The following is a 23,851-nucleotide window of genomic DNA, read 5'->3' on the forward strand; positions in this document are numbered from 1 at the left end:
CTTCCCTGGAAGGTTGCGAGGCCGGGCTACGCCCCTCCCCGCGCCTTCAGCGGGTGATGGCCCGGCTGAAGGCAGGAACGGCCACGGCCAGCGTGACGGCCCCGAAGGCCGCCAGGATGGCCACCTCCCCGCCAACGGCGCCCCACCCGGCGCCAAGGAGCATGATCTTGCGCAGCGAGTCGATCACGTAGCTCAGGGGGATGAAGCGGGAGATCACCTGCAGCACCGGCGGCATCTGGTCCACGGGGAAGAAGGCCCCGGACAAGAACATCATGGGAAACGTCAGGGTCATCATCACCGTGAGGGCCGTCTCCTGCTCGGTCGAGATCGCCGACACGAGGATGCCGACTCCCACGAACGAGAAGACGCCGAGCAGCAGCATGAGCGCCACCATCCACAGGCTCCCCTTGACCTGCACGCCGAACAACACGATGCCGAGGAGCAGCACCAGGGCTCCCTGGGCCAGTCCCCGCACGGACTGGGAGATCGCTTTGCCCAGGATGAGAGAGAGCCTTGGCACGGGTGCGATCAACAGGCCGTCCAGGGTCCCGATTTCCCGTTCCCGGGAGACCGCCCCAGCCAGGCCTGTCATGACGGCCATCACCACCACCATGGCCATGATGCCGGGCGCCATGAAGCTGAAGTAGTTGATGTCCGTCGCCTGCTCGAGGCCCTTCAGCTGGAGCAGGCGGGCAGGGCCGCCGCTCAGGCGCTCCGAGGCGGCCGTGACGACGCCCTGGATGATGCCGGCTACCACCGCGCTCATCTGCGGGTTGGCCGGATCCGGCATCAGGGTGAGGGTCGAGGGCGTCCGGGTCATGAGGTGCTCCGTGAGATCCGGCGGGATCACCAGCGCTCCTCGAGCCCGGCCACTCTGGATGGCGCGAGCTGCCGCTTCCGGCGTGCTCTCGGTGAGGATGCGCAGCGCCCGTGCCTCTCCCGGCTGCGCGGGCCTGCCTCGCGGCCCGAGGCCGGCCAGCGCCTGCACCAGCTGCGCCCCGGCTATGCCTCGATCCTGGTCGACCACGACGAACGGGACGTTCTGAAGCATCGTTTGCGAGGGGAAGATGTACCCGGTCATCACCATCATGAAGATGGGCATGACGATGAAGGAAACGAGCCGCATCCGATCCCGGACGAACTCCGTCAGGTCCTTGCGTGCTATCTCGAAGGCCCCCCGCAGGAGGCGGACCCACCGGCCCGAGGCCCTCTCGATGCGGCGGACCCGCTCGTCGGCCGTTACGACTCCCATGCCAAGCCCCCCTGACTTCACGCTGCCATCCCGATGAGCGCAGCCGCAGGCAGCGCAGCCTTTGGTCAGCGCCCCGTCCTCGACGCTGCAGCCCTGCGCCCCCAAGCCCTACCCGCAGTGACCGGTGCGCCGGCTGACACCTCGTCGCGGATCTGATGCCCGGTCAGGTGCAGGAAGACGTCCTCCAGGGTTGGCTCAACGGTGTGCAGCTGCACGATGTGGGCCCCCACCGCGGCGACCGCCTGCACCACGGGAGCGATGGCGTCCGACGAGGGAGCGAGCACCTTCACGTGCACCGTGCCCGACGCGGTGAGCGCCACGTCGACGGTCAGCCCCGGTAGGGCTTCTTTCAGCCGCGTCTCCACTTCACCCGACGGGGCATCCAGGGTCATCTCGATGACGGTCTGGTGCGTCTCGGCCAGGCGGCGCTTCAAGGCTTCCGGGGTGTCGAGCGCCACGATGCGGCCGTGGTCGATGATCGCGACCCGGTCCGAGAGCATCTCCGCCTCGGCCATCTGGTGGGTCGTCAGCACGATGGTCATGCCCTCGTCCCGCAGCTCCTGGATGAACGACCGGATCGCCCGCGTGGTCTGCGGATCGAGACCCAACGTCGGCTCGTCGAGAAACAACACCTGGGGCTGGTGCAGCAGCGCCCGGGCGATGTTGACGCGTTGCTTCATACCGGTCGAAAACGTGCCAACGAGTTTATCCTCCCACTCGATCATCCCGAGCCGCGTGAGCCATCGAGTCGTCGCGGCCCGGATCGCCTCGTCGGCCATCCCGTTGAGCCGGCCGAAGAGCCGCAGGTTTTCGGCGGCGCTCAGCCGGTCATAAAGGATGATCCTTTCCGCGACCAGCCCGATGCGGGATCGCACGCGCCCTGCGTCGTGCACGACGTCCCACCCGCCGACGCGGGCGGTGCCCGCGGTAGGCCGCAGCAGCGTGGTGAGCATGCGAATGGTGGTCGACTTGCCGGCCCCGTTGGGCCCCAGGAAGCCGAACACCTCGCCCCGCCGCACCTCGAAGCTCACGTGGTCGACGGCAACGAAGGAGCCAAACTGCTTGGTGAGGCCTTCGACGACGATGTCCGCGGGGCCGCCGGCGACGTGCCCGTCGGACCGGCGGTCAGGCTCGGCGTTGATCTGCGGCAAGGGCGCCACGCGCTCGCGCTGGGTCATCGTGCTCATCGCCTTCTTCCGACGCGCTTTGGCTGGACTCGGCCCGGGACCAGGCGCTGGCAAAACGCTCCATGACTTTCACCAGGATCTCGGCCTGCTCGGCCTCGAGCCCCATCAACGCTTCCATGAGGGCCTGGCGCGTGCGCCTCTCGAAGCGCTCGAGCGCCCGGCGGCCCTCCCCCGTGATCTCCACCCGCACCGCCCGGCGGTCCTCCGGGTCGGGCCGGCGCCGTGCGTACCCCTTCTCCTCGAGCCCATCGAGCAGCCCCGTGAGCGTCGAGCGCGTGACGCCGAGGACGTCGGCGAGCTGGAAGGGTTGCGCCGCCCCGTGCCGCTGCAGATGGCGCAGTAGATACCACTGCGGCCAGCTCAGGTTTTCGCGGCGCTCTCCTCTGCGCCACTGCTGGCGCAGCTGCACCATGAGATCGTGGACCCTGGCCAGCCACGCTCGAGCTTGCTCTTCCTGCACGAGCCACGCGTCCCATCTATTCGTGTCACGTATAATTTGGTCGCCGCACTAGTTTTGGATTCTAGCCCGCCGCCAGGAGGCCGTCAAGCGTCTCAGCGGCCTCAGCCGCCGGGCAGGGCTTTGCCTCCCGCCCCCCGAAGAGGGCCTCGATGCGTGTGGTACTGCTTCGCACGGTGGTGGTCGCTCTGCTCGCGGCTCTTGCCTGGACGGCACGCCCCGCGATGCCCGGAGGGGGGAGCGTCCGGGCAAGCAGTGCGGCCCCTCAGCGGGGCGAGGCGTCGGGCACCGTATCCGCCTTCCCCCCTCCACTTCCTTACGTCCAGGGGGGCAGCCGGTGGCTCTACCGTTCCAACTTCGGGGAGGTCCGGGTCCGGCTGGAGGGCGGTGACGTGCAGGCGGGACGGCGCTGCTACCGGTGGGAGATACGCCTGCTCGGGGTCGGCATGCGCGAAGAGCTGGGACTGACGGCCGCCGGGTTGTTCACCGCGTCGAGGGAATTCCTCCTGCCGCTCGGGGCGGTCAGCACGATGGTGTTCACGCCGCCCGAGCTCACCATCCCGCTGCCGCTCGAGGTGGGGCGGCACTGGGAGTCCACCACCAGCGCCAGCTCCGGGCCGCATGCCGGGCCGGCCCAGGTGGCCGGCACCGTGGAGGCCTACGCCTCCGTGGCGGTCGCGGCGGGGCGCTTCGAGGCCTACCGCATTCGCCTCGAGCGGCGCGACGCGTGGGGAGGCAGCATGGACGCGACCATCTGGCTCGACCCCGAGGCAGGGGTGGTCAAGGCCGTGGGGCAGCTGCGCTGGCCGGGCCTGGTCGGCAGCGTCCAGCGGGCCCTCGGCCTGCATCGCCTGGAGCTCGAGCTGGTGCGAGCAGAGGTGCGCGGCCCTGTCAACGCCAGGCCGGGAGAGCTCCCGTGAGGCCGAGGCCGACGTAGGCCGACGTTACGCCGGGATGGTTGGCGGCGTTGAAGACGGGGCCCGCCTCCGCGGTCAGGCGCCACTCCCCCGGCAAGCCCAGGGTGGCCCGTAGCCGGAGGGAGTGTTCCACGACGCCCGAGAGAAACTCGTGCTCGCGGCCGTACGCCAGCCCCTGCCCTCCGTAAGCCGGCTCCCAGACGTCTCCGATGCGGCCCTCGCCCCGCCTCCGCCACTCCACGCCGGCGCTTTCGACCGGCGCCCCCGGACGGCCCACCCACTCCACCGCCAGCGAGTCGGCGTCCGGCCCGTCCGGGTAGCCCAGGAGGTGGCCCTGGTCGACGAAGCTGAGCGACGGCGCCTGGAACGTGATCACGAAGTTGTGGACCCGGGTGTAGCGCACCCGCCAGCGCTCCTGAAGCGTCAGCGCCAGGCGCCCGCCCAGCTGGTAAACCTGGGGGATCCAGGGCAGCTGGGGCATGTCGTCGACCAGCACCTCCGCCTCGAGCCGGGCGTCGCCGCCGAAGAGCCGATCGACCCGCAGCCCGGCGCCCATGTAGAAGTTGGCGTCGTCGTTGCCGGTCTCACCCAGGTGGAGGTGCTGCGAAAGATAGGCAGGCCACAGGGGCAGCCAGTTGACGGGTACGGCGGCGAAACGGCCGCTGGTCACGGCGAGCTCGTAGGCGGAGAGGCCCACGCTTCCCCACCTCGTCGCCAGGGGCCCTATCCACAGCTGCTGGCCAAGCAGCCACCGCTGCCCCGACCCCAGCCGGCCGCCCACCTTGCGGTAGGCGCCCCAGGCCCACCGCACCTCGCCACCCACCTGGAGGAAGCCCGGGTCGCGGGGCAGGTCCAGGAGCCCCGTGCCCGTGCCGAACCCGAGGTCCCGCCAGCCCACCCAGGCCTGCCACGCCGCCTCGCCCCGGGCGGCGTCGGGCCAGGGTTTCCGCCCGCACGGCAGCCTGGATCCGTAGCCCACCCACGCGCGCTCGAGCCGGGCACGCAGCCGGGCAGGGGACTCGAGCCCGAGCGCCTCCGGATCCCAGTCCGGCATCGAGGACGCACCGGCCGCCCGAAACGGCACGGCGGTCGCATCGAGCGCCGCCGCGACTTCCCCACAGAGGCGACCGTCGCCGCCGGCCACGCCGGCCCGCAGGTACACACCCTCACCGACCTCGGCCGCGGCGGGGTCGCCGGGGGGCAGGGCCCACGCTCCCAACCTCGTTCCGAAGGATGCGGCCAGGTAAGGATGCCACGTGAGCGAGCGGTGTGACGGCGGGGCCATTTCAGCCTGCGCCGTCTGGGGCGCGAGGGCCCCGCCCGGCCCCAAGAGCCAGGCGCCGGCGAGAAGAAGGCCGGTGATGAGCTTGCGGCCGACCACGTTGGCCGGCTCGCTCGTCCCGCTCAGCCGGCGCTGCCCGCCAGCCTGGCCAGCCATGCGAGCACCACCCGCGCTAACCCGGCTTGGGGCCGCCGCACGCTTTGTTGGGACCTCCTGCGCCCGGCGATGCCAATGGTCCCGGGTGCCGCAGGCAACGGCTCTCCCCGGGCGATGGCGAGCGGGGCCGACACGAACAGGTACTGCGCCAGGCGCTCCCCCGAGACCCGGACCACTTCCCGGTAGGCCTCCTCCATGGCGGCCGGCGAACGCGCCCGCACGTCGTGCGCGTCCGTTGCCACCGCGGCCGCCATCCCCTGCTCGATGCACCACCAGCCGGTCTCCCGGGCGCGTTGGCCGAACGCCCCGAGCAGGCTGCCCGCCGTCACCTGGAACAGCGCCCCCTGAGCGGCCAGAGCGACCAGCCGTTCTCGGCGGGCCGCGAGTTCATGGTTACGCTCGGGGTGGGCCACCACCGGTACGAACCCGCCCAACCCCACCTCGTAGAGCAGACGGTCGAACAAGGGCGGAAGGCGCCCGGCCGGAAGGTCGACGAGCACGTAAGGTACCGGGCCCTCTGCTCCGAGACCCGGCACCCCCGTGCCCTGGCTGCTCAGCCACTCCCCGAGGCCCGCGACCGGGTAGACTTCGGCGCCGGGCAGCACGGTGAGCGGGATGCCGGCCTGCCACAGGCGCTCCTGAAGCTCCTCGACCCGCTGCACGACCGTCTTCCGCTCCGGGCAATCGCCCGCTCCAGGGCGCACGTGCGGGGTCGCTACCACCAGCCCCACGCCGGCGGCCGCGGCCGCCCTCGCCATCGCGAGGCTCTCTTCCCAGCTGCCGGGGCCGTCGTCCAGCCCGGGCAGCAGGTGGTGATGGATGTCCACGAAACCGCTCGTCGAGGGGAGCAGGTCCCTCAGCCCCCTGCCCGGCGCCTCTTGACGGGCGCTCACGGGCGGCTCCTTCCAGGCCTCGATGGCGCGCCGCGGGCTGGCGTCGGCACCGGGCTACTCTCGTCTCGGGTGTGCTCGGACAGGCCGTGGCCGGACCTGTCGGCTCGGCCCGAGCTCCTCGAACGCCGCGTCCCGTCGTCGTAGTAGTAATAGTAGTAGTGGTAGTACTGCCCGGCCTCCTGGGGCCGGACCTTGTTGACCACCACACCCAGGATGCGCCCGCCGACCTGCTCGATCTGGCGACGCGCCGCGGCCACCATCTCCCGGGGCGTCTGCCCCATGGTCACCACCAACAGCGCCCCGTCGGCCCGGGCCGCCAGGATGGCCCCGTCGCTCAGCGCCACCACGGGCGGCGAGTCGAACAGCACCACGTCCCAGCGGGCCTTCATCTCCTCCATCAGCTCGCTCAAGCGGGCCGAGGCGAGCAGCTCCGCCGGGTTGGGCGGGATAGGGCCGGAGGCCAGCAGCTCGACGCCTCCCGGCAGATCCCGTTGTACGGCCTCTTCCAGCGAGAGCCGCCCGGCGAGCACGCTCACCAGCCCCACGTGGTGGCTGCGCCCGAAGACCCGATGCAGCACCGGGCGGCGCAGGTCCGCCCCGACCACCAGCACGCGGGCCCCGGCCTGGGCCATCGCCACCCCGAGGTTGGCGACAATGGTCGTCTTGCCTTCATCCGGGCCGCACGCCGTGACCACCACCGTGCGCAGCTTGCCACCCAGCGCGGCGTACTGCAGGTTGGCCCTCAGGTTTCGAAACGCCTCGGCGGCAATCGATGGGGCGCCCGACGTCACGACCAGGGGCGGGACGCCGGCCCCGTCCTCCCAGGCCCGCCGCCCCCGCCACGGCCACTTCATCGCCCATCCGCTGCCTTTCCGGTGCCGCCCGCCGCCTCTTCGGGCAGGTGGAGGAGATCCGGGATGCGCCCCAGCACCGGCGCCCCCGCGAGGCGCTCCAGCTCCTGCTCGTCACGCACCGACGTGTCCACCAACTCCAGGGCGAACGCTACCCCCACCCCCACGAACAACCCCAGGAAGAGCGCCACCGCCATGTTGAGCAGCGGCCTGGGCGACACCGGGGTCGACGGCAGCGCTGCAGGGTCCACCACGCGCACGTCCGCCGTCACGGTCGCCTCCTGGATGCGGAGTTCCTCGTAGCGCGTGCGCAGCATCACGTAGAGCTCCTCGTTGACCCGGCGCTCCCGTTCCAACCGGGCGAGCTCCAGCTCCCGCGAGGGAAGCTCCAGCATGGCCGCCTCCTGGGTCGCAATCAGCCGCCGGATAGCCGCCTCCCTGGCCTGCTGGGCCAGCTGGTCGACCTCGAGCCCGATGAGCTCCTGCACCAACCCCTGGTGGATGGGGTTGAGCGTCTCGGTTTGCGCCGACACCACCCGGGAGACCTCCTGGCTCATGAGGCGCCGCAGTTCGGCCGCCTGCGCCTCGAGCGAGGTGACCTGGGGGTGGCTGGGGCCCAGGGACTGCCGGGCGGCCGAGAGCTGCGCCTCCACGTCGGTGAGCCGTACCCGCAGGCTCTCCACCAGGGGGTTGGCGGCAATGGTCGTCGAGGTGACCAGCGTGGGCAGTTGATGCTGGAGTTGGGCACGCACCTGGGCGATGCGGGTCGCGGTCTCCTGCAAGCCGATCTCCACGCCCGCCCGCAGCTTCTCCAGCTCGGCCAGCTTGTCGACGGCGGCCCGGGCCTGCTGGGAGGGCTCCACGACCTTCTGGCGCTCCTTGTACTGGAGCAGGGCGTTTTCGGAGGCGCGCAGGCCCTCCTGCACCTGGCGCAGCTGCGAGCTGACGAACTCCAGCGCCGAGCGGGCCTCGAGGCGGTTCATCTCCTGGTTGAAGGTCATGAACTCCTGCACGATGGCGTTGGCGACCGCCTGCGCCTCCGCCGGGTCCGAGAGGCGAACGCTCACCCGCACCGTGTCCGTGTTGGCCACCGGCTGGATCGTCACCGACCGGCGCAGCCGGTCGACCTGCTCCGCAGTGGCGTGCTCGCCACCCAAGAGCTGGCGGGCCACCCGCTCCGTGACCGTACGGCTCTTGAGGAGTTCTACGTAGTTTTGCAGCGACGGCTTGGAGCCGAGCAAGAACGCCGCAGCACCCTGTTCCTGGAGAGCCAGGCTGGCAGTGCTCGGCCGGATGAGCACGGTGGTGGTCGCCTCGTAGACGGGCGTCGCCGCCTTCGTGGCGAGGTAGGCGGCCAGCGCGGCCGCGGCCACCAGGGCGCCGATCAGGAAGCGCCGGCGCCACAAGACCTGCAGGTACTGGCGCAGGTCGATCTCGTCAGAGGCCGTCTCGGCCGGGGGCACCACTGGACTTGCCATCGCCCGTCACTTCCCCGTCACCAGGTCACGAAAGAGCTTGACCGCACTCAGGGCGCCGACGACCTGGCTCCAATCGGGCCAGCGGGTCTCGGGGACGACCACGATGTCGCCCGCCCGGATGGGAGGGTTGTCCGAGGCGTTGCCCTGGAAGAGCACTGCGCCGCGGCCGGTCGCCGCCTTTTCCGGAGTGCCTTCGGCGCGCATGATGCCCACCGATTCCAGCACGGCCCGCTTGGTGGGTCCCCCGGCCAGGGCCAGGACGTCGAGCAGCCTGACGGGCCCCGGCGAGGGGAGCACGTAGAGGCCGGGCCTCTGCACCTCGCCCATCACCAGCACGTCACGACGGGTCGCCGGCACGTACAGGACGTCGCCGTCCTGGACGGGCATGTTGGACTCCGGCAGCTGGCCGCTCACGAGCCGTTCGTAGTCGAGGTGGTAGACGAGCGGCGCAGGCCCGTCCGCCTGGGGCTGTGTCGCCTCCGGCCTGCCGGCTGCCGCGGGGACACTCCCCGCCGCATCCGGGGGTGCGGGAGAGACTGCCGCCGCGCTCGCCCCCCTTACCCCCCGGGTCAGGATGATGTCCGTTACGGCCACGTCGGGGCGCACGCCGCCGGCCATGGCCAGCAGGTCCAAGATCCGCGCTCCCGGCGGAGGGACGTAAGCGCCCGGTCTCCCAACCTCCCCGAGCACCAGCACCTGGCGCAGCGGCGGAACGTACAGGAGGTCGCCGGGCTGCAGGGGGACATTGTCCGGGGAAGCCGGATCTCTCACGAGCCTTTCGACGTCGATGGTGCGGTGGGCACCGTCGGGACGGCTCAGCAGCGTCGCAACCGCCTCGCCGTCGGAGCGCGGGCCGCCTGCCATGGCGAGCGCGTCCAGCACCCGGGCGCCCGGCCTCACCGGGTAGTTCCCAGGGCGCTCCACGGCTCCGAGCACGAAGACCTCCCGTTGCGCCCGCGGCACGAGCACGAGATCGCCCGGCTGGAGCAGCAGGCCAGCTGCGGCGGGCCCCGCCACCAGCGTGGCGCCGGCGCTCGTCTGCCCGCCGAGCGAGGAGAGATCCAGCTCGATGGCGGGGGCGGTGCCGTCCTGCGCTTCCCTTGCCCGCCGGGTCAAGCTCACGCGACCGAGCTCGGCCTGCTCGGTGGGCCCGCCTGCCGCCGCCAGGGCTTCGGCCAGCGTCAGGCCGGGACGGTAGGGCACGAGGCCCGGGCGGGCCACCTCGCCCATGACCGCCACCTGCCGCACCACCCCGGGCACCACCAGCGTGTCGCCCGGCTGGAGGGCCACGGGCGGGACCGGCACCCCCGAGTGCGGGTCGACGATCCCCGTGAGGTCGACGGGGATCGCTTGCCGGGTCCCGTCCGCCAGGGTCCGGCTGAGGGTGGCCCGGCCGGCATCCGCATCCTGCGTCAGCCCCCCGGCCAGGGCGACCAGGTCCTGAAGGGTCATCCCGGGACGCACGGCAAGGGCCCCTGGCCGCACCACTTCGCCCAGGACGGCTACCTGCCGCACCGTCTCCGGTACGAAGACGACGTCACCGGGGCGGAGCTCCACGTTGGCGGCTGGAGCGGTCCCGCCCCCCCCCCGACGAGCTGGTCCAACGGAATGGGCGTGCTGCGAGCTTCGCCGGCGCGAGTCAGGAGAGCCGTACTGCTTGCTCGCTCCGGGACCGGGCCGCCTGCCGCCGCCAGCGCGTCGAGGAGCCGGCTGCCCGGGGGAAGGCGGTAGGCCCCCGGCGCCTGCACCGCCCCGAGTACCAGCACCTGGCGGGCCTGTGGCACCCATAGGAGATCCCCGGGCCGGACGGCCACGTTGGACTTGCTCGTGGGGTCCTCGAGGGCAGCCGCCAGGTCGACGGGCAGCACATCCTCGGCGCTCTCGCCGCCGGGCCGGCGGGTCAACCGAGCCGCCCTGGGGTCGGCGTCGTCCTCGAACCCACCGGCCAGCGCGAGCAGCTCGGCTACCTTCATGCCCGGGCGGACCGGGTGGGCTCCCGGGTTGCGCACCTGGCCCAGTACCATGGCGGGCCGCGCCCGGGGGACGTACAGGACGTCCCCGTCCTCGAGCTCCGGCGCCTCGGTGCCGGGACCCCCTTCCAGCACGCGGCCCAGGTCCACGGGGACGGTCCGCGTGCCGTCGCGGGCTCGCCTGGTGAGCACCGCGTTGGAGAGGTCCGCCTGCTCGAGCACGCCGCCGCCCAGGCCGAGCAGGTCCGGCAGTCGGGCGCCGGGAGGCACCTCGTAGGCCCCAGGCCGGCTCACCTCACCGAGGATGACCGCCTTCAAGGTGCGAAACCGGGCGACGCTCACCGTGACCTGGGGATCCCGCACGAACCGCCCGAGTCTCGAGGCGATCTCCCGCCCCAGCTCCTCGGGCGTGCGCCCCTGCGCGAGGACGTCGCCGGCAAGCGGAAAGGAGACGTACCCGTCCGGCCGCACCTCGGCCGTCACCTGGAGATCGGCATGCCCCCACACGCCGATGGCGAGGAGATCTCCCGGCCCGAGCCGGTACGGGCCCGATCCGGCGGCCACCGGCGCCGGGAGGGTGACCAGCGCCAGCACCGTGAGGAGGGCAACCGGCCGGAGCCGCCTGCCGCGGGAACCACCCATCGAGAGCCTCCCATCTGCGGGGTCATGTCTACCTCGGGAGGAGAGGGCTTCGGCGGGAGCAGGGGTCCATCCTGTCAGACGAGCCAGCCCCTATGGCAGAAAGCAACCGGTAACTCGCAGGTGTGCCCGTCTCACGGCCGCACCCGCGCTTTCGAGGCTCACGCGCCAATACGACGGCTCCCGGCGACCGCCCGGATCGCCCGCGCCGCCTGGTCGACGTCCGAATCGTCGACGTGGCGGTGGGTCACGAAGCGCAACACCGTGGGGGCCACCGCGAGCGTCCACACGTTGTGGCCGGAGGCGAGCCGCTCCCCGAACTCCGCCGCCGAAAGCCCGGTGCCGCGCACGTCGACCATGACCATGTTGCTGGGCGGCTCCGGGCCCACCTCGATGCCGGGGACGCCCACCAGCTGTTGTGCGAGCCGGCGCGCCCTCTGATGATCTTCGGCCAGCCGCTCGACCATGGTGCGGATGGCGACCAGGCCCGCGGCCGCCAGGACGCCGGCCTGGCGCATCGCGCCGCCGACCATCTGCCGGCGCTTGCGGGCCTCCTCGACGAACGCCCGTGTCCCGAGCACCAGGCTCCCCACCGGCGCCGACAGCCCCTTCGAGAGGCAGAACATCAGCGAATCCACCGGCGCCGCCAGCTCCGCCGCCGGCACCCCCAGCGCCACGGCGGCGTTGAAGATCCGCGCCCCGTCCATGTGCACCGGCACGTCGTGCCGGTGCGCCGCCTCTGCCGCGGCCCTCACCTGCTCGACGCTCCAGACGGTACCGCCGGCGTAGTTGTGGGTGTTTTCGATGCAGAGCAGCGCCGTTCGTGGGGAGAGCACGCTCGGCGCGCGCACGGCGGCCTCCACCTGCTCGGGCCGCAAGATCCCGTCCGGCGTGACAATGGTGCGCACCATGGCGCCGACGACGCCGCCCAGGCTGCCCGCCTCCGACATCACGACGTGGGCCCGGTGCTCGGCAATCACTTCTTCGCCGCGCCGCACCCAGGTCAGCAGGCTCACCAGGTTGGCCATGGTGCCGCTCGGCACCAGCATGGCCGCCTCCTTGCCGAGCAGCGCGGCCGCCTCCTCTTCGAGCGCCGCGACCGTGGGGTCGTCTCCCCGGGCGGAGTCGCCCACCTCCGCCTCGTACATCGCCCGCCGCATGGCTTCGGTCGGTTCGGTGATGGTATCGCTGCGGAAATCGTGACGGCCCTTCAGCAACACCCTCGACCTCCTGTCGCCGTTCACACTCGGGGAAGGACGATCCCCTGCTGGTCCTGGTACTTGCCCTGCCGGCTCGAATAGGTCACCGCCGGCCGCTCGCCCCGGAAGAAGAGCATCTGGGCGATCCCCTCGCCGGCGTAGATGCGGGCGGGCAGCGGCGTGGTGTTGCTGATCTCGATGGTCAGGTAGCCCCGCCACCCGGGCTCGGCCGGGGTGATGTTGACGATGATCCCGCACCGGGCGTAAGTCGACTTGCCGAGGGTGATGCAGACCACGTCCTCGGGAATGCGCAGGTACTCCACCGACCGGGCCAGCGCGAACGAGTTGGGCGGGATGATGCAGACATCGCCCTCGAAGTCGACGAAGGCGCCGGGGTCGAAGTGCTTGGGGTCCACGATGGAGCTGTTGACGTTGGTGAAGATCTTGAACTCCCGGGCCACCCGCAGGTCGTAACCGAAGCTCGACAGCCCGTAGGAGATCACCCGCCGCTCGTGGGGCGTGTTGGCGTCCACCACCCGCACCTGCTCCGGCACGAACGGCTCGATCATACCCTGCTCCAGGCTGAGACGGGCGATCTCGCGATCGTTGAGGATCACGCTAGGCTCCCCACCCTATCCTGTGCTCAAGGCGGGCAGATTCCCCGGTAAGGCTCCAACTCCTGCGACAGGGATAGATGCCGGATGGGGGAATTCTTCCCCGGGTGAGACGGGTGAGCGACGCCGGCAAAGGTGGGAGATCCTTACGGCCATGAAGCTCATCATCGCCATCGTCGACGACAGCGACAGCCGGGCCTTGGTCGACGCGCTCACCCGAGCACGCATCGGCGTCACGCGCCTGGCCAGCACCGGCGGGTTCTTGCTCGAGGGTAACACCACGCTGATGATAGGAGCCGAAGAGCACCAGGTCGATCAGGTGCTCCACCTGATCCGGACGACGTGCGTGCGGCGGGCGCGCCTGTTGCCCCAGCCCATCACCGAGATCCCCGGCAGCACCCCCATGCCGCTGGAGGTCGAGGTCGGCGGCGCGGTGGTCTGGGTGCTGCAGGTCGAGCGCATCGAGCGGGTCTGAGGGCCCGGTCGCCTCAGGCGTGGAAGTAGACCTCGAAGGGCGACCCGTCGTCCTGTACTCCCCAGGCCCGGAGCGCGCTGCCTTCCACGTCGGACCGGGTGGCATCTTCGTCCGCCACGTCGGATAGGGCGATCCAGTAGCGCGCGCCGCAAGGGCACCGCCCGCCTTCCTCCAGGTCGGCCGGCCGGACGGTATGGCGCCTGCCGCAATGCGGGCAACGAAAGCAGGGCACCGTGTCCCGTGCGCCCCCCTCCGGTCGCCCTTAGCGTGCCCGGGAGGCGCCGGGCGCGCTCAGGAAGGCGCCGGCTGCCCTCCCAGCGCCAGCAATGCGAGCAGCCCCAGCGCGTTGGCCGCCACGTGCGCGCCGATGGCCGCCCCGATGTGGCCTCTGCGGCTGTACCAGAGCGCCAGCACCAACCCCGTCGCCCACAGCCCCGGCAGGTGCGCCACGAAGCCGTGTACGAGGGCGAAGGAGAAGGCGGAGAGGGCCGCGGCCGGCCAGGCCGGCAGCGAGACCACCCGCACGAGGTACCGGTGCACGTACCCCCGAAAGAACAGCTCCTCCGCAACCGGCGCCACCACGAGCACGATGGCGGCACCCAGCCCCCACCACGGCGCCGGCAGCTGCAAGAGCAGCGCCCGCTGGCGGCGCGCTTCGAGCAGCAGTGCTCCGGCCACCGGCTCCCCGTGGCCCACCAGCGTGGCCGCCACCACGACCAGGCGGTTGACCAGGAGCTCCACCAGGGCCACCACCGCTCCGAAGGGAAGGCCCCTGGCGAACTCGCTCCATGCAGCTGCCGCCGGCTCCGGGCCCAGCCTGCGCCAGGCGACGTATCCCAACACGCCGAACCCGCCCTGCAGCACGAGGGTGGCCGCGACCTGGGATTGCCGCGGGGCCAGGCCGGTGGCGGCCACCAGCGGCTCTGCCAGGCCCGCCGCGAGCACGAGGAGAAGCGGCGAGCCGGCGACCACTCCCGACGCAGCCAGCACGCGCCCCCAAGGGCTGTCCCGGCCTCCGGTCATCTCAGGGCGTCCAGTAGTTGGGAGCCTCCCGGGTGATCTGCACGTCGTGCGGGTGGCTCTCCCTCACGCCCGAGGCCGTCACCCGCACGAAGCGGGCCCGCTCCTTGAGCTCGGGTACGGTGCGCACCCCGCAGTAGCCCATGCCGGCCTTGAGCCCGCCCACGAGCTGGTAGACCATGTCGGCCACGGGCCCCCGGAAAGGCACCCGCCCTTCGATGCCCTCCGGCACGGGTTTTGCATCCGGCTCGTAGCCGTAACGGTCGGCCGAGCCGGCCCGCATGGCCCCGAGCGATCCCATGCCGCGGTAGACCTTGAAGCTGCGGCCCTGGTAGATCTCCACCTCGCCCGGGCTCTCCTCGGTGCCCGCCAGGAGGCTGCCGACCATGGCGGAGTCGGCCCCGGCCGCCAGCGCCTTGGTGATGTCGCCGGAGTATCGGATGCCGCCGTCGGCGATGAGCGGCACGTCGTGGCGGGCGGCCTCCTGGTAGCAGTGCCAGATGGCCGTGAGCTGGGGCACCCCCACGCCCGTGACCACCCGGGTCGTGCAGATGGTGCCCGGGCCGATCCCGACCTTGACGGCGTCCGCTCCCGCGTCCACCAGGGCCCGCACCCCCTCCGCCGTCGCCACGTTGCCGGCCACCACGTCGACCCGGTCGCCGAACCGCTCCTTCAGGCGGCGGCACGTCTCGATGACCCGCCGGGAGTGGCCGTGGGACGAGTCGATCACCAGCGCGTCGACCCCCGCGTCCACCAGGGCGGCCGCCCGGTCCATCGTGTCGGGCCCCACCCCGACCGCCGCCGCGACCCGCAGGCGTCCCTTGGCGTCTTTGGCCGCGTTGGGGTACTTGCGCGCCTTCTCGATGTCCTTGATGGTAATGAGTCCCTTCAGGTGGAACGACTCGTCCACCAGGGGCAGCTTCTCGATGCGGTGGCGGTGGAGGATCCGCCGGGCCTCCTCCAGGCTCGTGCCCACCGGGGCCGTGACCAGGTTTTCCCGGGTCATCACCTGGCCGATGGGCTGATCGAGGTTGTCCTCGAACTTCAGGTCCCGGTTGGTGATGATGCCGACCAGCCGGCCGTCTTCCTCCGTGATGGGCACTCCCGAGATGCGGTAGCGGGCCATGACGGCCAGCGCGTCCCTGAGCGTGTGGTGCGGGCTCAGGAAGACCGGGTCGACGATGATCCCGCTCTCGGAGCGCTTCACCTTGTCGACCTCGCCCGCCTGGGCCTCGATGCTGAGGTTCTTGTGGATGACGCCGATGCCGCCCTCGCGGGCCATGGCAATGGCCATGCGAGCCTCCGTCACGGTATCCATGGCGGCGCTGACCAGCGGCACCTGCAGCCGGATGCGGCGAGAAAACCGGGTGCCCACGTCCACCTCTCGGGGCAGGACGTCCGACTCCCCCGGCACCAGCAACACATCGTCGAACGTCAATGCCTCCCCGAGAAACTTGCTCGTCTCCGGCATCGACACAACGCAGCACTCCTTCTCCGTCGTAGTGGCCCGGCTCTCCACGCGGGCGGGTGCATCCCCGCGCCGGGCAGGCTTACCGGCCCGGAGGGGCCCAGGGCTGCACCGGGAGATCCAGGTCCTGGATCACCAGCCCGCTCGTCAACTTCGGGTAAAAGTAGGTCGACTTCTCGGGCATGCGCCGGCCGGCGGCCGCGGCGTCCCGCACATCGCCCAGGTGGATAGGGGCCACCAGGATCGAGGCAGCCGCCGCTCCTTCGATCACCATCCGGACCGCCTCCCTCGGGTCGGGCGTGTAACGGATCCACTGCTGATCCCGGGCGCCGCCCGGCGCGGCCCCATCCCCGTCTACGGCGGGCCTCCAGGCGGCCAGCGGCCCCTGATGGAGCATCGCCACGTCGGCCGCTGCCCCCGAGTAGTCCGGTGCGCTCGCGTTGCCTCTCCACACCGCCTTGGCGGGCACCGCCATCCACTCGATGGCCTGCGGCCCCCAGACCACGCCGGCCACCGGCCTGCCCAGATGACGGCGGATCTCGGCGACCGCCCTGGCAGCCTGGATGGGGTCGGCCACCATCTCTTTCTGGCGTTCCCGGACGGAAGGGGGCAGTTCGGCAGGGCTCAACGTCAGAAAATGATCGTACAGCGCGAGGCGCAGCCGTTCGACCGTGGAGGCTCCGGGAGGCCCCACGATCCGGTGGACCGGCAGGATGGAGAGCCCCCCGCCCTCAAGCGAGGCCAGCCCGGTCAGCACCCACCGGGCGCCTGCCTCCTCCGCGACCCCGTCGCCCTTCGCCTCCTGGGCGGCCAGCTCACACGCCGCCTCGTAACGGTGATGGCCGTCGGCGATGATGGCGGGGTGGCCATCGACGCCGGCGGCCAGCGCGTCCATGACGGCCCGCCCGGGGCCGGTCTCGGCCGGGTGCACCCACAGCTCGATCTGCCCGCCGTCCGGCGCGGCCGCCGTTGCCCCGGGCGGCGCCTGGCAGGCCGCCTCCAGCGCCCGCTGGATCGCAAGCTCCGGATCGCTCACCAGGGCGAGGATGGGGCTGAAGTGCGCGCGGCATCGTCGCAGCTGCCGGATGCGGTCCTCGCGCACGGCAGCCACCGTGCGCTCGTGCGGCAGCGCGGCCCGCTCGGGGCCCTGCCCGGCCCGCAACCCCACCAGAGCGAACGTGAGGACGTGGTCGCTGCCGTCCATCAGGCGGTAGCGGTGCCGCACGACGTAGACCGCCGGATCCGGGTCGACCGCCAGCACTCCGGCGTCGAGCCACTGCCGAAAGCGCGTCCCTACCTCGTCCCAGCTCCCGAGGCGAAGGTCCTGGGTCGAGGCGAGGCCCACGTCGAGCTGGATGACGTTGTAGGGGTTACGCTCCATGTACTCCTGGATGTGCCGGCGCGTCACCACGTCGTAAGGTGGGGCTATCACACCCTCCAGGCTTCCCACGCGAGCCGGCTGAAAGCGAACGCCCCGAAGGGCTGCCACTCTTCTCACTGCGATCCCCTGCCTGCAAGACGGTCCCGGCTGTCCCCTTCGGTTCGTCGCACCGGCGGTCTGCACCTCTGAGGGGAGCAACGGGCATCCGTCCCTTCCCGCCCAGGGGGCAGGAGTGTACCATAAAGGAACGGAACTTGTGAACGAAAGGACAAAGTTGGCCGGCTCCCCGTCCGGCCCCTGGAATGGTGGAACCTCCATGACGGATGCAGACGCTGCTCGTACATCTGCCCCATCCCACACGTTGGAGGCCGGCGCGACCAACTATGCCGGTGCGACCGCCCCAGGCGCGGTGGATCTCACGCGTCTTTACCGGCCTCGTGCGGTGGCGGTCGTCGGCGCCTCCGCCAACCCGGCCAAGCTGGGCCACCAGATTCTGCGCAATATTATCGACTCCGGGTACACCGGTCAACTCTACGCCGTCAACCCGAAGGAGACCGAGATCCTGGGGCGGCCCTGCTACCCCACCATTGAAGCAGCCCCGCCCGTCGACCTGGCGCTCATCGTGGTGCCCGCTCAGGCCGCCGTGGCGGTGGCCGAGGAGTGCGGGCGCCACGGCGTGGCCCATCTGGTGGTCATCACCGCGGGCTTCAAGGAGACGGGGCCCGAGGGGGCGCGCCGCGAAGCCCAGCTGGTCGAGATCTGCCGCCGCTACGGCATGGGCCTGGTCGGGCCCAACTGCCTGGGGGTCATTGACACCCACACGCCGCTCAACGCGACGTTCGCCTCCGCCCGGCCGCTGCCGGGCAGCATCGCCTTCATCAGCCAGAGCGGCGCCCTGGGTTCGGCCATTCTGGACTGGAGCCAGCAGCAAGCCATCGGCTTTTCGAAGTTCATCAGCCTGGGCAACAAGGCCGGGCTCACCGAGGTCGACCTGATCCTGGATGCGGCGGCCGACCCCGAGACCCGGGTCGTGGCCGCCTACCTGGAGGACGTCAAGGACGGCGCCCGCTTCCTTCAGGCCGTCGGGGAGGCATCCCGGCGCTGCCCCGTGTTGATCCTCAAGTCGGGCACGAGCGAGGCCGGCGGCCGGGCAGCATCGTCCCATACGGGCGCCCTGGCGGGCAACGACCGGGCGTATGAGGCGGCCTTCGCCCAGACGGGCGTGCTGCGGGTGCAGACCCTGACCGAGCTGTTCGCCCTCGCCACCGCGTTTGCCAACCAGCCGCTCCCCAAGGGCAATCGGGTCGCCATCGTCACCAACGCGGGCGGCCCCGGGATCATCGCCACGGACGCGGTGGAGCGGGCGGGGCTCGCCATCGCCCGCTTCACGCCGGAGACGATCAAGGGTCTGCGAGAGAAGCTACCGGCGGAGTGCGCCGTCTTCGACCCGGTCGACGTCGTGGGAGATGCTCCCCCGGAGCGCTATCGCATCGCGCTCGACCTGGTCCTGCAGGATCCCGGCGTGGACGCGGTGGTCGTGCTGCTCACGCCGCAGGTGCCGACCCGCCCGCCCGAGGTCGCCCGGCACATCGTGGAGAGCCGCAAGCTCGCTCCGGACAAGCCGGTGCTGGTCAGCATGATCGGAGGCCAGCTGGTGCAGGAGGCGACCGAGTACCTGGCGGCCCACCAGGTCCCCTCCTTCACCTTCCCGGAGGAGGCCGTGACGGCCCTGGCCGGCATGTACCGCTACGCTCGTCGCCGGCAGCGGGACGGGCGGGTACAGGCCACGGACGTGGATCGGCTCCGCCCCGACGAGGTCCGGTCGGTCTTCCGGGCCGTGCGCTCCGAGCACCGGCGGGTGCTGCTCGGGCCAGAGGCGGCCCGGGTCGTGGCCGCGTACGGGGTGCAGGTAGCCCCGTCGGAGCTGGCCCGCACGCCGGACGAGGCGGCCTCCATCGCCGAGCGCCTCGGCTTCCCGGTGGCCCTCAAGATTGCCTCCCCCGAGATCGTCCACAAGAGCGACGTGGGCGGCGTCCGGCTCAAGATCGGTTCGGCCGACGAGGTCCGCGAGGCATTCGTGGCCATCCAGCAAAACGTGGCCGCGCTCATGCCGGACCACCACTTCTACGGCATCGAGGTCTCGCGCATGATGCCCTCGGGCCAGGAGCTGATCGTGGGCATGGTGCGGGACCACCAGTTCGGCCCGCTGCTCGCCTTCGGCATGGGCGGCATCTACGTCAACTTGCTGAAGGACGTCTCCTTCCGGCTGGCAGGGGCGCTGTCCCGGGCCGACGTCGAAGAGATGATCCAGGAGACCAAGGTGTACCAGCTGCTGCGAGGCTACCGTGGCTCCCGGCCTGCCGACGTCCCCGCGCTCCAGGAGGCCCTGGCCCGGGTGGCGCGGCTTTGCCTGGACTTTCCGGAGATCGCCGAGCTCGACATCAACCCCCTGTTCGCCTACGAGGCAGGCAAGGGGGTCGTGGCCGTCGACGTGAAGATTACGCTCGGATGACGTGAAGGGGGCTTGCCATGGGTACGGGACCGCTCAGGCTCCGGGTGTTGCTGACGGGTTCGGCCGGCAGCGGCAAGACAGCGCTTTGCGTGGGGCTCGTCCAGGCTCTGCGCAAGCGGGGGCTGCAGGCCGGCTACGTCAAACCCGTCGCCAACGTCGCCACCTTCAGTGACAGCCGGGATCCGGACGTCTCGTTGATGCAGGCGGTGCTGGGCGCCGAGCTGGTCGGGGACGTGCGCATCACGCTGGGCCCCAACTACCTTACCCGCTATCGTCCCGACCGATCCCACCTGTCGCAGGTCGTGGCGGAAGTCGAGAGGCTCTCCGGGCAGGTCGACGTGCTGTTCGTCGAGAGCCCGACCTCACCGCAGGCGGGGGCGGCTCTCGGCATCGACTCGTTCGAGCTGGCTCGCGCCCTTTCGGCCAGTGCCCTCATGGTGGACCACGTGCGGGACGACCTGGAGTTCGACGTGATGGTCGTGCGCAACCAGCACATGCGCTGCCGGGGCGTGTCCATCGGCGGCAACGTCTTCAACAACGTGCCGCTGGCGGCGTGGGAGAAGAGCCTCAGCGTCTACAAGCCGCTGCTCGAGGGCATGGGCTTCCCGGTGATCGGCGTGGTGCCGCAGCGCATGGAGATTACCGCGCCGACCGCCGGCGAGATCAAGGAGTACCTCGACGCCGAGCTCTTGGCGGGCCAGAAGGGGCTCTCCCGCCCCATCGAGGACATCGTGGTCGGGGCCATGAGCTTCGAGAGCGCCCTGCGCTACCTGCGGCGGGCGACCAACAAGGCCGTGGTGACCGGCGGGGACCGGTCGGACCTGGCGCTGGCGGCCCTCGAGACCAGCACGTCGGTCATCATCCTGACGGGCGGGCTCTTCCCCAACGTCGAGGTGCTGGAGCAGGCCGAGCAGAAGGGCGTGCCGGTGCTGCTGGTACCCGGCGACACCTACTCCACGGTGGACCGCCTGGGGCGCATCAGCCGCAGGCTGGCGCCCGAAGACGAGGAAAGCATCCGGGTCGCCCGGGACCTGGTGGCCTCCCACGTGGACGTCGACGCGTTCCTCACGAGGTTGCAGGGCCAGGCGCCGGCTCCGCAGGGGTGAGGCCGAGCAGTTGCTGGATCATGCGCGCGTTGATGACGGCCTTGGCCTGGTAGTGGTTGTTCATGGCGACGTATAGCCGGGTCGTGGCCTCCTCCATGGAGCGCAGGCGGGGGATCCACTCCGCCAGCTCCTCCATGGAGTAAAGGTAATCATAGCGCTCGTACGGGTGTTCGTGGTGCCACCACTTCTCCCGGTTGCGCCCGTGGAAGCGCACGTAGCCGATGGAACTGGTGGCCCTGGCGACCGGCGGGATGAGCGAGGAGAAGCGGGGCTCGTCCACCGCGACGAACCCCGCTCCGATCTGCCGCAAGCGCTCGAAGGTCGCTTCCCCTTCGACCCACCCCCGGAACCGGAACTCCACCGACACCGCCACCCCCTCCAGCGCCTCGCGGACGGCCCGCAAGTAATCCCAGGCCTGGGCCGAGGGCCGGAAGCTGTGGGGGAACTGCAGCAGCACGCAGGCCAGCTTGCCCGCCTGCTCGAGCGGGACGAGCGCCTCGCGGAACTGCCGGGCCTGGGCAAGATCCCCCCGCTCGTGCGTGATACCCGAGAAAGCCTTGACGGCGAACTCGAAGCCTTCCGGGGTCTTCTTGGCGAGCCTGTCCAGCATGAACGGGGTGGGCTGCCGGTAGTACGTGGCATTGATCTCCGTGAAGCGGAAGAACCGGGCGTAGTAAGGGAGATAGTCGGCAGGCTTGAGGTCCCGGGGGTAGAAGGGGCCCTTCCAATCGTCATACGCGTAACCTGCGGTACCGACGAGGATCATGGCGCTTTCTCGCACACCCTTTCCCTCCCGGAACGCCGTCGCCACCGGATACCCCCTGGGGTTTACCCCACCGGACGGGGCCTGTAGAATAGCTTCGGATCTGGCTTGGTTTGGGGGCTGCACCCGGTGGCACCTGTACGGAGCACGCAGGCTCGCGCAAGCTGGTGGCGATGGGGGTTGCCTTTCCTGCTCCTCGTCGTGGCGACGGGCGCCTCGCTGCTCCTGGCCCAGCTCCGCACCCGGCCACTGTCACCGGCCGGCGCTTCCCTTTCGACTCCAGGCGCCATTGTATCAAACGGGACGCAGCCCGCGGCCGCGGGCACCCCCGATCAGGCGCTGGCCGCCGGAACAGACGTGCCGGTCGTGGGATCGCCGGCTCCCGACTTCGTGCTCGAGGACATCCAGGGGCGCAAGGTGAGGCTGCAGGATCTGCAGGGCAAGCCCGTGCTCATCAACTTCTGGGCCACGTGGTGTCCCCCTTGCCGCGAGGAGATGCCCCACATCGAAGAGTTTCACCGGAAGTACGGCGACCGGGTCACGGTGCTGGGGGTGGACGTGGGAGAGTCCCCCCAGAAGGTGAAGGACTTCCTGGGCCGTGGGAAGTACTCGTGGCGCTTCGCGCTGGACGAATCGGGCGAAGTGATGCAGAAGTACCTGGTCTTCGCCATCCCCACTTCCTTCTTCCTCGACAAGGACGGCGTGATCCGGGCCAAGTTCATAGGGCCGATGCAGCCGGCCCACCTCCGCGACTTCGCCCGCCAGGCGGGGGCCGAGCTGTGACGAGCGGCGACACGGGACTCACCGGGACGACCCTCGGGCTCGCGTTCACGGCGGGCCTCGTCTCGCTCCTCTCCCCGTGCGTCCTGGCCCTGGTGCCGGCTTATCTGGGGTATCTGGGGAGCTCGGCCGTCGGGCGGGCAGGACGGTGGCACCTCCTGGTCCGCAGCCTGCTCTTCGTGCTGGGCTTCTCCTTGCTCTTCGTCGCGCTGGGGGCGTCGGCCACGGCGCTCGGCCAGACGCTACGGACGCACCAGGTGCTGGTGCGGCAGGTGGCGGGCGTGCTGGTAGTGTTGCTGGGGCTGCACCAGATAGGGCTTCTCCGCTTTGGCTTCCTCGACGTGGAGAGGCGGCTCGTCCGGCAGATGCCGGGCACCGCCTCGAAGGGCTCCGACCCCGCTGCCGGCGGGCGGCGGCGTTTCTTCGAAGAGGCGATGGCCCACTTGACCGGCGGCCCGTGGGGAGCGCTCTTCGTCGGCATGGCCTTCGCGGCCGGTTGGTCGCCGTGCGTGGGCCCGGTGCTGGCCTCGATCCTGCTGCTCGCCGGCACCACGCAGACCGTCTGGGCCGGGATGGGGTTGCTCGCCGTCTACGCCGCCGGGATGGCGCTGCCCTTCCTGGCCATGGCGGCCGCGATGCAGGGCGGCTCGCGCAAGGCCGTGCGCTTCCTGGGGCGCCACGGCGCCTGGATCGAGCGGGCCAGCGGGGCGCTCCTCGTCGTCATCGGCGTGATGCTCTACACCAACTTCTTCTTCCGGCTGCCCGGCTACCTCAACTACTACCAGTGGCTGGGGCTGTAGCCGGCGGGCGTGCATGGGAGTTGGCGGTCCCGGGGCTGCTGGCCCCGTGGTTGACGAGCACTCCGCCCGATACGATGATGCGGAAGGCCTCGTCGATGCTCATGTCGACCGGGCGGCACTGGCTGGGGGGCACCAGAGCGACCCAGCCCGTAGTGGGGTTGGGCGAGGTGGGCACGAAGACCGACCACAGGTCTTCCCCCGTCGCGTCACGGGTCGAGGCGGGTGCGGCAGGGGCGGTCAGGAAGCCGATAGTATAGATGCCCCGCCGGGGGTACTCCACCAGTACCACCCGCTGAAACCCCTCCTTTTGCCCGCCTGCGAACACGTCGACCACTTGCTTGGCCGTCGTGTAGATGCTCCGGACGAGTGGAATGCGGCCCAGCAACCGCTCGCCCAGCGAGATGAGCTGCCGCCCGATCACGTTGGTGGCGATGGCCCCGATGGCCACCGTGACGACGACGGTCAAGACGGCCCCGGCCCCCGGCACCGTGTAGCCGAGGAACAGCACGAAGAGGCTCCGCCACCACCCGTCGAGCAGGTTGAAACCGAACCACAGGATGTAACCCGTCACGATGACGGGCAGCAGCACCACGAGCCCGGTGATGAACGAACGCCGAAACCAGCGCATGCCCCCGGATGACCTCCTGGTAT

Annotated in this window: 23 protein-coding genes; 6 read left to right on the forward strand and 17 right to left on the reverse strand. The window is 70.9% G+C overall.

Annotated features, from left to right (window positions below):
* Positions 1-46 precede the first annotated feature (46 nt).
* From U7230_RS12790 to U7230_RS12800, 3 genes are all read right to left on the reverse strand, one after another.
* A complete protein-coding gene (locus tag U7230_RS12790; RefSeq protein WP_324716222.1) occupies positions 47-1,252 on the reverse strand; it encodes an ABC transporter permease in 1,206 nt (401 codons plus the stop codon).
* Positions 1,253-1,317: 65 nt separating this feature from the next.
* Positions 1,318-2,430, reverse strand: coding sequence for an ABC transporter ATP-binding protein (locus tag U7230_RS12795; protein ID WP_324716223.1), 1,113 nt, complete (start codon positions 2,428-2,430; stop codon positions 1,318-1,320).
* Complete coding sequence (locus U7230_RS12800; protein ID WP_324716224.1) at positions 2,378-2,899, reverse strand: MarR family winged helix-turn-helix transcriptional regulator; 522 nt, start codon at positions 2,897-2,899, stop codon at positions 2,378-2,380. Before U7230_RS12800 ends, U7230_RS12795 begins: the two co-directional genes overlap by 53 nt.
* A 149-nt stretch (positions 2,900-3,048) precedes the next feature.
* On the opposite strand from U7230_RS12800, the gene U7230_RS12805 reads away from it, so the two are divergent.
* Positions 3,049-3,816 carry a hypothetical protein gene (locus U7230_RS12805; RefSeq protein WP_324716225.1) on the forward strand — a complete coding sequence of 256 codons (768 nt, stop codon included), beginning with the start codon at positions 3,049-3,051 and terminating at the stop codon, positions 3,814-3,816.
* Here U7230_RS12805 and U7230_RS12810 read toward each other — a convergent pair.
* From U7230_RS12810 to dcd, 8 genes are all read right to left on the reverse strand, one after another.
* Positions 3,788-5,251 (reverse strand): hypothetical protein, encoded by a 1,464-nt coding sequence (locus tag U7230_RS12810; protein WP_324716226.1) that lies wholly within the window; start codon positions 5,249-5,251, stop codon positions 3,788-3,790. The genes U7230_RS12805 and U7230_RS12810 overlap by 29 nt on opposite strands.
* Positions 5,218-6,144 (reverse strand): tyrosine-protein phosphatase, encoded by a 927-nt coding sequence (locus tag U7230_RS12815; protein WP_324716227.1) that lies wholly within the window; start codon positions 6,142-6,144, stop codon positions 5,218-5,220. Before U7230_RS12815 ends, U7230_RS12810 begins: the two co-directional genes overlap by 34 nt.
* The gene (locus U7230_RS12820) at positions 6,141-6,998 is read right to left on the reverse strand and encodes a CpsD/CapB family tyrosine-protein kinase (RefSeq protein WP_324716228.1); all 858 of its coding nucleotides are present in this window, start codon (positions 6,996-6,998) and stop codon (positions 6,141-6,143) included. The genes U7230_RS12815 and U7230_RS12820 overlap by 4 nt, the downstream gene beginning before the upstream one ends.
* Positions 6,995-8,473 carry a GumC family protein gene (locus tag U7230_RS12825; RefSeq protein ID WP_324716229.1) on the reverse strand — a complete coding sequence of 493 codons (1,479 nt, stop codon included), beginning with the start codon at positions 8,471-8,473 and terminating at the stop codon, positions 6,995-6,997. Before U7230_RS12825 ends, U7230_RS12820 begins: the two co-directional genes overlap by 4 nt.
* A 6-nt stretch (positions 8,474-8,479) precedes the next feature.
* Positions 8,480-10,030 carry an SLBB domain-containing protein gene (locus U7230_RS12830; protein WP_324716230.1) on the reverse strand — a complete coding sequence of 517 codons (1,551 nt, stop codon included), beginning with the start codon at positions 10,028-10,030 and terminating at the stop codon, positions 8,480-8,482.
* A complete protein-coding gene (locus tag U7230_RS12835; RefSeq protein ID WP_324716231.1) occupies positions 9,976-11,085 on the reverse strand; it encodes an SLBB domain-containing protein in 1,110 nt (369 codons plus the stop codon). The genes U7230_RS12830 and U7230_RS12835 overlap by 55 nt, the downstream gene beginning before the upstream one ends.
* A 158-nt stretch (positions 11,086-11,243) precedes the next feature.
* Positions 11,244-12,302, reverse strand: coding sequence for a threonine aldolase family protein (locus U7230_RS12840; RefSeq protein ID WP_324716232.1), 1,059 nt, complete (start codon positions 12,300-12,302; stop codon positions 11,244-11,246).
* A 20-nt stretch (positions 12,303-12,322) separates the two neighbouring features.
* The gene (dcd, locus tag U7230_RS12845) at positions 12,323-12,898 is read right to left on the reverse strand and encodes a dCTP deaminase (protein ID WP_324716233.1); all 576 of its coding nucleotides are present in this window, start codon (positions 12,896-12,898) and stop codon (positions 12,323-12,325) included.
* A gap of 151 nt (positions 12,899-13,049) precedes the next feature.
* On the opposite strand from dcd, the gene U7230_RS12850 reads away from it, so the two are divergent.
* A complete protein-coding gene (locus U7230_RS12850; protein ID WP_324716234.1) occupies positions 13,050-13,370 on the forward strand; it encodes a cyclic-di-AMP receptor in 321 nt (106 codons plus the stop codon).
* 13 nt (positions 13,371-13,383) lie between these two features.
* Here the strand turns inward: U7230_RS12850 and U7230_RS12855 are convergent, their stop codons facing one another.
* The 4 genes from U7230_RS12855 to U7230_RS12870 form a co-directional block, all read right to left on the reverse strand.
* Entirely contained in the window at positions 13,384-13,602 is a 219-nt protein-coding gene (locus tag U7230_RS12855; protein ID WP_324716235.1) for a hypothetical protein, read from the reverse strand.
* Between the two features lie 59 nt (positions 13,603-13,661).
* Positions 13,662-14,360, reverse strand: coding sequence for a CPBP family intramembrane glutamic endopeptidase (locus U7230_RS12860; RefSeq protein WP_324716236.1), 699 nt, complete (start codon positions 14,358-14,360; stop codon positions 13,662-13,664).
* Positions 14,361-14,394: 34 nt separating this feature from the next.
* On the reverse strand, positions 14,395-15,861 hold the full coding sequence (gene guaB / locus U7230_RS12865) for an IMP dehydrogenase (RefSeq protein ID WP_324716237.1): 1,467 nt from the start codon (positions 15,859-15,861) through the stop codon (positions 14,395-14,397).
* A gap of 79 nt (positions 15,862-15,940) precedes the next feature.
* Positions 15,941-17,356 carry a DUF1015 domain-containing protein gene (locus U7230_RS12870; protein WP_324716238.1) on the reverse strand — a complete coding sequence of 472 codons (1,416 nt, stop codon included), beginning with the start codon at positions 17,354-17,356 and terminating at the stop codon, positions 15,941-15,943.
* A 199-nt stretch (positions 17,357-17,555) separates the two neighbouring features.
* Here U7230_RS12870 and acs point away from each other — a divergent pair, with 199 nt between their 5' ends.
* Complete coding sequence (acs, locus tag U7230_RS12875; RefSeq protein ID WP_324716239.1) at positions 17,556-19,751, forward strand: acetate--CoA ligase alpha subunit; 2,196 nt, start codon at positions 17,556-17,558, stop codon at positions 19,749-19,751.
* 17 nt (positions 19,752-19,768) lie between these two features.
* Positions 19,769-20,857 carry a phosphotransacetylase family protein gene (locus U7230_RS12880; RefSeq protein WP_324716240.1) on the forward strand — a complete coding sequence of 363 codons (1,089 nt, stop codon included), beginning with the start codon at positions 19,769-19,771 and terminating at the stop codon, positions 20,855-20,857.
* On the opposite strand, the gene U7230_RS12885 is transcribed toward U7230_RS12880, so the two are convergent.
* Entirely contained in the window at positions 20,817-21,668 is an 852-nt protein-coding gene (locus tag U7230_RS12885; RefSeq protein ID WP_324716241.1) for a DUF72 domain-containing protein, read from the reverse strand. The two genes, U7230_RS12880 and U7230_RS12885, sit on opposite strands and share 41 nt — an antisense overlap.
* A gap of 81 nt (positions 21,669-21,749) precedes the next feature.
* Between U7230_RS12885 and U7230_RS12890 the strand changes: the two genes are divergently transcribed.
* A complete protein-coding gene (locus U7230_RS12890; protein ID WP_324716242.1) occupies positions 21,750-22,403 on the forward strand; it encodes a TlpA family protein disulfide reductase in 654 nt (217 codons plus the stop codon).
* On the forward strand, positions 22,400-23,200 hold the full coding sequence (locus U7230_RS12895; RefSeq protein WP_324716243.1) for a cytochrome c biogenesis CcdA family protein: 801 nt from the start codon (positions 22,400-22,402) through the stop codon (positions 23,198-23,200). The genes U7230_RS12890 and U7230_RS12895 overlap by 4 nt, the downstream gene beginning before the upstream one ends.
* Here U7230_RS12895 and U7230_RS12900 read toward each other — a convergent pair.
* Positions 23,172-23,828: a DUF502 domain-containing protein gene (locus U7230_RS12900; RefSeq protein ID WP_324716244.1), complete on the reverse strand. Its 657-nt coding sequence runs from the start codon at positions 23,826-23,828 to the stop codon at positions 23,172-23,174. The genes U7230_RS12895 and U7230_RS12900 overlap by 29 nt on opposite strands.
* Positions 23,829-23,851: the final 23 nt, after the last annotated feature.

The sequence above is a fragment of the Limnochorda sp. L945t genome, from assembly GCF_035593305.1.
Taxonomy (GTDB): Bacteria; Bacillota; Limnochordia; order Limnochordales; family Geochordaceae; genus Carboxydichorda; species Carboxydichorda subterranea.

Coding starts and splice junctions, on each gene's coding strand:
- U7230_RS12790 (WP_324716222.1), bottom strand. CDS start 1,252: ATGGGAGTCGTAACGGCCGACGAGCGGGTCCGCCGCATCGAGAGGGCC.
- U7230_RS12795 (WP_324716223.1), bottom strand. CDS start 2,430: ATGACCCAGCGCGAGCGCGTGGCGCCCTTGCCGCAGATCAACGCCGAG.
- U7230_RS12805 (WP_324716225.1), top strand. CDS start 3,049: ATGCGTGTGGTACTGCTTCGCACGGTGGTGGTCGCTCTGCTCGCGGCT.
- U7230_RS12810 (WP_324716226.1), bottom strand. CDS start 5,251: ATGGCTGGCCAGGCTGGCGGGCAGCGCCGGCTGAGCGGGACGAGCGAG.
- U7230_RS12820 (WP_324716228.1), bottom strand. CDS start 6,998: ATGAAGTGGCCGTGGCGGGGGCGGCGGGCCTGGGAGGACGGGGCCGGC.
- U7230_RS12825 (WP_324716229.1), bottom strand. CDS start 8,473: ATGGCAAGTCCAGTGGTGCCCCCGGCCGAGACGGCCTCTGACGAGATC.
- U7230_RS12835 (WP_324716231.1), bottom strand. CDS start 11,085: ATGGGTGGTTCCCGCGGCAGGCGGCTCCGGCCGGTTGCCCTCCTCACG.
- U7230_RS12850 (WP_324716234.1), top strand. CDS start 13,050: ATGAAGCTCATCATCGCCATCGTCGACGACAGCGACAGCCGGGCCTTG.
- guaB (WP_324716237.1), bottom strand. CDS start 15,861: ATGCCGGAGACGAGCAAGTTTCTCGGGGAGGCATTGACGTTCGACGAT.
- acs (WP_324716239.1), top strand. CDS start 17,556: ATGACGGATGCAGACGCTGCTCGTACATCTGCCCCATCCCACACGTTG.
- U7230_RS12880 (WP_324716240.1), top strand. CDS start 19,769: ATGGGTACGGGACCGCTCAGGCTCCGGGTGTTGCTGACGGGTTCGGCC.
- U7230_RS12900 (WP_324716244.1), bottom strand. CDS start 23,828: ATGCGCTGGTTTCGGCGTTCGTTCATCACCGGGCTCGTGGTGCTGCTG.